General features: G+C 57.1%; 5 protein-coding genes. All 5 read left to right on the forward strand.

Features of this window, described 5'->3' with window-relative positions:
- Positions 1 to 46: 46 nt before the first annotated feature.
- The 5 genes from AB1805_15525 to AB1805_15545 all read left to right on the forward strand — a co-directional run bounded on the left by AB1805_15525 (position 47) and on the right by AB1805_15545 (position 6,586).
- Positions 47 to 1,426: a sigma-54 dependent transcriptional regulator gene (locus tag AB1805_15525; protein ID MEW5746840.1), complete on the forward strand. Its 1,380-nt coding sequence runs from the start codon at positions 47 to 49 to the stop codon at positions 1,424 to 1,426.
- 116 nt (positions 1,427 to 1,542) lie between these two features.
- On the forward strand, positions 1,543 to 2,574 hold the full coding sequence (locus AB1805_15530) for a cytochrome c3 family protein (protein MEW5746841.1): 1,032 nt from the start codon (positions 1,543 to 1,545) through the stop codon (positions 2,572 to 2,574).
- 17 nt (positions 2,575 to 2,591) lie between these two features.
- Positions 2,592 to 3,638, forward strand: a complete 1,047-nt coding sequence (locus AB1805_15535; GenBank protein ID MEW5746842.1) for a cytochrome c3 family protein — start codon at positions 2,592 to 2,594, stop codon at positions 3,636 to 3,638.
- A 561-nt stretch (positions 3,639 to 4,199) separates the two neighbouring features.
- Positions 4,200 to 5,291, forward strand: a complete 1,092-nt coding sequence (locus AB1805_15540; GenBank protein MEW5746843.1) for a cytochrome c3 family protein — start codon at positions 4,200 to 4,202, stop codon at positions 5,289 to 5,291.
- Positions 5,292 to 5,425: 134 nt separating this feature from the next.
- The gene (locus tag AB1805_15545; protein ID MEW5746844.1) at positions 5,426 to 6,586 is read left to right on the forward strand and encodes a cytochrome c3 family protein; all 1,161 of its coding nucleotides are present in this window, start codon (positions 5,426 to 5,428) and stop codon (positions 6,584 to 6,586) included.
- Positions 6,587 to 6,959: the final 373 nt, after the last annotated feature.

Genomic DNA, 6,959 nt, shown 5'->3' on the forward strand with positions numbered 1-6,959 from the left:
GGGGGAAGCGGTGCGGCAAGGGGGGTAATGCTCGGGAGGTTTTCAGGTGCAGCGGAAGATCCTTATAGTCGATGACGAGACGTTCATAGCGAAGTCGATGGAGCGTCACCTCGAGAGAGAGGGGTACGACGTCTCCACCGCCGAATCGGGCGAAGAGGGGCTCGAGATATTCAAGACGGAGCTCCCCGATATCGTGCTGCTCGACATCCAGCTGCCCGACATGAACGGCCTCGAGGTGTTCGAGGAGATCAGGCGGATGAGCAAGGACACGATCGTCATCATCATCAGCTCTCACGGCGACATAGAGACCGCGGTTTCGGCCATCAAGCTCGGCGCCTACGACTTTGTCGAGAAGCCCTTCGATCTGAAGCGGATCTCCGTGCTCATCAAGAAAGCGACCGAGACGGTGGTGCTGAAGAGGGAGGTAAGCTCGCTGCGCGAAGAGCAGTCCGGCAAGTACAGCTTCAGCAGCATTATCGGGCAGTCGCCGGCCATGGAGGAGGTCAAGCGGCTCGCCAGGAAGATAGCCGAGAGCGATGCGACGACGATTCTCATTCAGGGCGAAAGCGGCACGGGTAAAAACCTCCTTGCGCGCGCGATCCACTACAACAGCAGCCGGCAGTTCGAGCCCTATGTCGAGGTGACTGCAACGGCGCTTCCCGACACGCTGGTCGAGAGCGAGCTGTTCGGGTATGAAAAGGGCGCGTTTACCGATGCAAAGGTCGCAAAGAAAGGACTCTTCGAGCTTTCCGACGGGGGCACCATCTATCTCGACGAAATCGGCGACATAAAACCCTCCACCCAGTCGAAGCTGCTGAGGGTCATAGAGGAAAAGACCTTCAAGAGAGTAGGGGGCCTCAAGGACGTGCACGTCAATGTGCGGGTGATCGCCGCCACGAACAAGGACCTCGAAAGCTCGGTCAAGGACGGCTCGTTCAGGGCCGATCTCTATTACCGCCTCAAGGTGATTCCTATCGTCATCCCCCCGATGAGAGAGAGGAAGGAGGACATCATGCCGCTCGTGCTCCACCTCATCGGGCAGTTCAACAAGGAGTTCAAGAAGGCGATCAAGGGCGTCTCGCCCGAGGCCGAGCGGATACTGGTGGCCTATCCCTGGCCCGGCAATATCAGGGAGCTCAAGAACGCCATCGAGCGCATCTGTATTCTTGAAGACGCCGAGATCATCTATCCCGAGCATATTCCCCTCGAAATCAGGGAATATATCGCAGAAGAGATCGAGGACGGCGAGAGAGCGGTGGTCAACCTGCCCCCCCAGGGGGTCTCCCTCAGCACCGTCGAAAAGCGCCTGGTGATGCAGGCGCTCGCCATGGTCGACAACAACCAGACGAGAGCGGCCCGGCTGCTGGGCGTGACCAGGGATGTCCTCCGCTATAAAATGCAGAAGTTCGGACTGCTTAAAAAGTGAGGGCGTGCTTCAGCGTGAGAGGCGCCCCTTGCGCGATCGGATGACTAACCGGCGGCATATCTGGTAGTATTGAGCTGTCGGAGCTCTGTTGAGACAGGGACTGTCGGGAGATTTTCGTGGAGCATCGGAACGTAGTGCTGGCCATAATAGATGCAGTGATTCTCAGCGTTGTGGTCTTTCTGCTGGGGATGGCGGTCGTGTTCGCGCCGGAGGGAGGCCGGGCTGCCGTCGTCTCGAAAGAGTGCGGTGATTGCCATGTCCTCTATCCGGGGATGATGAAGGCGGAAGAGGGAAAAGCGCAGAATATCATCTGCGTAAACTGCCATGCGAGCAATAACGCCGATACCGTGAAGGTCCTGGGCGGTGTCAAGGTGCCGGTGGTGCGCAACACCGTCGAGCCGCGGATGCCGCTTGCCGGTGGCAACTTCTACCATATCGCTGCGCTGGGTGACCGGCGCGGGCACAATGTGGACGGCATCAGCCCCCGCGACGAAAAGTTCGGCGGTCTCCCTCCCGGCTACAACCGTTCCCTCGACCCCTCGCTCATAGGCTTCGTCGACAGCAAGCCGCTGACCTGCGCAGGCGCGAACGGCTGCCACGGCGACCGGAGCAAGGACAATCCGTTCGAGGCTATCAGGGGCGCTCACCATGCAAAGGACGCCCCTCTGGACGGCAGCTCGACCGCGAAGAGTTTCCGCTATCTTAAAATCACCGGAAAGCTGAAGGGGGTCACCGGCCTGGAGGACAAGGATTGGCTGAATGTCTCCTCCACAAAGCATAACGAGTATGCGCCCTCGATGAGCCTGTTGTGCGCGGGGTGCCATGGAGACTTCCACAGCAGGGAGGCTGTCGGGCCGGCCAGCCCCTGGTTCAGGCATCCCACCGATGTCGTGCTGCCGAAGCGGGGCGAGTATGGCAGTTATAAGATGTACAGCCCCTCTGCCCCGGTCGCCAGGACATCCCTGCCGGAAGCGGTGAGCGGCCAGGTCAGCGCCGGCGACGATGTCGTCATGTGTCTTTCGTGCCATTTCGCCCACGCCGGACCCCATGAGTCGCTCCTGCGGTGGGATTATGATGCCGTTGTTTCGGGCGAAGCAACGCCCGAAGGCGGCGGAGGCTGTTTCATATGCCATGCGGGGAAATTATGAGAGCGGGCGCCGGACGGATGAGAAGAGCTGTCGCTGCAGCGATGCTGGCGCTTTTCAGCGCAGTGTTCTGGGCAGCGGTCGAGTCGCCTGATGCAAGGGTTTCGGGGAAGTGCAAAGACTGCCACAGCATGCACGCGGAGTCTCCTTCTCCCCATCTCACCAAGGGAGGGTGCCTGGGATGCCACGCCATGAATCCCGAAGGCAAGCAGAACATCGTCTTTGCCGGCCGGGCCCGGATACCCCAGGTGCTTCATAACATGGAGAACGGCGACCTCGCGGGCGGCAATTTCTACTATGTCGCGGACGGCTTTGCCCCTGACTACAGCAAAGGGCACAACGTGCTCGGCATCTCCAAGCGGCAGCCCGCGCCGAGGGATGTCCCTCCCGGGTTCATGCGGAGCGTGCCGATACCGGGCGGCGTCGGGCCGCTCAGGTGGCTGCGCGAACAGCAGCTCACCTGCGCAGGCACATGGGGCTGCCACGGCAACAGGACCATCGCCGACCCGTACAAGTCTATGCAGGGCGCCCACCACGAGGACGACAGCGTTATCGACGGCACCACGGTCGGCAGGAGCTACCGCTTCCTGTACGGGGTGCTCGGCGCGGAGCACCGCGACTGGGAGTACCTGGCCACCATCGATAACCACAACGGCTACCGGGGAGACAAAGACCATGTCTCCATGGATACCATAAGTTATTTCTGCGGCCAGTGCCACGGTGAGGTCCATCCCCATGCGCAGCTGGGCGGCGTAAACCCCCTTATCATGGCGCAGCATACGCATCTCACCGACATAGCTTTTTCAGCGGTGAAAGGAGGCTATGAGGGCTCCGAGTTCCAGGCGTACGTCGTCTATGATCTCTTTACTCCCGTGGCCTACATGAACCCCAAGGGCAACGAGAAAGTCGTCGACGCGGACAGCATCGTCATGTGCCTTTCGTGCCACCGCCCCCATGCGACTCCTTACCAGCAGATGCTCCGCTGGGACTATTCAAAGATGTTTGCCGGCTCCGGGGAATCGGTGCCGGGCTGCAAGGCCTGCCACACGGGAAAGCTGAGGCGATAGACCGGCTCACAGTCCATGGCCTGCAGCTCGTAGCTGCCTTCATAAGATCGCTGCCTCCTGTTCCTGAACATCCCCTTACCCCCCCTTAACCATTGCAGTCGTTCCTGGCAAAAGGCTCTCTCTATCCCACTGCGGAAATTCACGCAGTCTGCTGAGCGAAATAGCGCAAAATTGGGGTCGGCGAGAGGGGGCATGATAGTTTAATTGTATAAATCAGCTTATTAAGAATAAAGATAGACATGCTCAAGTTCCTGCTGTAGGGGGGTGAGGAATGACATATAAAAACAATGCCTTGCTGCCAATATCCGGCACTTATCGGCACTTCCGCTGCTCCGGCTCAGCTTTACCTATATTATTCAATCACATAACATATCGTGCAAGAATATGCTTGACAAAAACCATTGTATGGAATAGTTTATTAGAGGTAAGTAGATCCTTTCACCTCTGCGTGCCGAAAGCACTGCATTCCCCTTTCGGCAGGGCTGGCATAGCGATTGCAATGTAGAAGGTGTGAGTGGAAACGAAGCGAGCTCAATAAGCACGGGGAGGTGAGAGGCGAACATGAGAGATAAAGAAGAAACAAAGGCAATTCTCGGATCATTATTAATAGTAAACCCCAAAGGAGGTAGAGACATGAAGAGGACAGTAGTAACAACAATTGCAGTTGTCCTGGCCCTGATGATGGTCTACGGGCTCTCGACAACCGGCAAGGTCGAAGCAGCGGCAGTGGGCGGCGTATGCTCGAACTGCCACACCATGCACAACAGCCAGAACGGCACAACCCCGACAGGCGGGACGGCAAACCCGAACGCGTATCTTACCTTGAACACCTGCACAGGCTGTCACGCGGATACCTCGAGGCCGACCGCTAATATTTTCAACTCAGGGACTACCGGGGCAGGAGGGACTCTGATAGCATCCGGTACGTTTAGTGCCGCTATTGCTACTAGCGACTCTCGTAAACACAACCCCGTATACATTGAAAACGGCGCAGGCGCCACGACCGGAATTACGGCAGATGCTACCCTGACGGCAACAGCGCCCGGCGGCACGATGGCTACCAACGTGCTTTCATGTGCAGGCACCAACGGATGCCACGGCACCAGCACCGGTATCGCGGGCAATCACCACAACGCAAGCGCCGGCTACCGCTTCCTCTATGTTGATGACTCCACGGCGGTTTTAGGCAAGGGACCTGTTGATGGATCAAACAACCAGACAAGGGAGTTGGGCGGCGCAACAACAACGAGCCATAATGTTTATAGTTCGAGCACGACTGCAGGCATCAACAAATACTGTGCAAAGTGCCACGGCAGCTTCCACGGTACTGCTAACACCGGTTCGGGTAGCCCGTTCACCAGACACCCTACCGATAATACGATCGGCTCGAATGGAACAGCAGGCTGGATAGCTTCTTACGCGCAGGATGCGGACTACCATAACACTCCTGTTGCGTTTGCCAACATAACTACAATTTCGACAAGCGCAGCTTATGATGCTGCTACGCTTGCCAATGCACAGGTAGCATGTGTATCGTGCCATAGGGCTCATGGTTCGAATCAGCCCGATCTGCTCAGGTTTGACTACGCTGCTCAGAGCGCGGGCGGCGGCGACGTGAGCGGCTGTCTCACCTGCCACGTACGGCAGAGATAGTCGAATAGGAAACAACAACACCGAGGCAAGGGAGCTGACCCGTTCAGCTCCCTTGCCCAGCATTTTTCAGAGGCCAAAGTCTCATAGGTAGTGGGTAAAAATTATAAAAACCGTGAGAAAGGAAGGGGGGCAGAATGAGCACTACTACCCGCAGAATCATCACCTCTTCTATTGTATTTTCGGCAATCTTCTTTTTCGTCTTGTCTGCTCTGGAGCTGCCGCTTTCCGCAAAAGTGACCGGCCCCTGCGCCAACTGCCATACCATGCACAACAGCCAGAACGGCAGCCCCGTGGCGAGGACTGGAACAGGGACCGGGTGGAATGGATCGAATCAGCTCGCCGGCGGTACAGTGCAGACTACGCCGTTGGGCACACTATTGACAACCGACTGCGTCGGCTGCCACACATCGACCGGCAGTGCCCCTATAGTCAGTCTGGCGGGGAACGATGTTCCGATTGTCTATAATATGACAGCTCCGTCAACAACTCTCGCCGGCGGGAATTTTCATTGGGTTGCGCAGGGAGGTGCGGAGAATCACAAAAAAGGCCATAATGTTTTTAATATAGCTCCTCAAGACCTCAACCTGAATTCTGCACCTGGAGCGAATCCGGCGGCTTGCGGCGATAGCACCTGTCATACCACTTTAGCTGTTTCCCCTGGTACTAATAACTACGATAGAGGCGGATGTCAGGGGTGCCATGTGTTTACCTACCACCATGAAAACAACAATAACACCATGAGCGGTGTTTACCGGTATTTAAAAGGGCATGGCTCGTCGCCGACCTTTCCTCCCTTGCCATCGGCTCGCCGAAACATCACCAGCTTTCCAGATTATGTAAAAGGCATAGGAGATTCGGACTGGGAGTATACCAAATCCGCAGCCGACCACAATTTTTACAATGGGTCCAATGCAGTATATACGAGTAACGGAGCCGGCCTTACAAACCAAAAGACGGTCTCGGCATTCTGCGCAGGCTGCCACAGCGTATTCCATGATGAAATGGGGAGCGGCAGCCCGTGGTTGCGGCATCCGAGCGATAAGTTCTTGCCGCAGACAGGCGAGTATGGAGGATATAATCCTGTAACCAGTTACAGCACAGAAGCGCCGGTTGCATGGACAAATCCGGCTACACCCGCGAGGGCGGAAGCCGTAGTCATGTGCCTCTCGTGCCACAGGGCACACGGCTCTGACCAGCCCGATATGCTGAGATGGGACTACTCAGCTATGAACGCAGGCAACGGCGGCGCCGCAGCCGGCAAAGGATGCTTCACCTGCCACACCGGCAAAGACTGAGCGCAGCCGTTAATTAAAAGAGCAGCTTAACAGGAGAGGGCACTGCACAAAACGCAGTGCCCTTTTTTATTGGTGCGCCCGTCAGTGCGCACTCACTCGGCTGATGTCGCCGGAAGGCGGTGTGAGGGATGGACAGAAGTCAGCAGAGGGTATAGTAGTCCGCCTGAGGTGGACGAAGGACCGAACCTGTCATACTGCTTTAGACCGAATCTCTGACTGTATTGGGCAGATGCCTCGCAAGAGGGTCTGAAGCCGGAAGTAGCGGACGGAATCCGCAAGGTATGGCTGGGTGCTTATATTACAACAGGCGAAGAGGCAATAACAGAGCGAGCTGACAGGAACCGCCGTATGCCGAACGGCACGTACGGTGGGG

The organism is Nitrospirota bacterium (assembly GCA_040752355.1).
Classification (GTDB): domain Bacteria; phylum Nitrospirota; class Thermodesulfovibrionia; order Thermodesulfovibrionales; family Dissulfurispiraceae; genus JBFMCP01.

Excerpts from the sequence above, each read along its gene's own strand:
- AB1805_15535 (MEW5746842.1), top strand. The coding sequence starts at position 2,592 with ATGAGAAGAGCTGTCGCTGCAGCGATGCTGGCGCTTTTCAGCGCAGTG.
- AB1805_15545 (MEW5746844.1), top strand. The coding sequence starts at position 5,426 with ATGAGCACTACTACCCGCAGAATCATCACCTCTTCTATTGTATTTTCG.
- AB1805_15540 (MEW5746843.1), top strand. The coding sequence starts at position 4,200 with ATGAGAGATAAAGAAGAAACAAAGGCAATTCTCGGATCATTATTAATA.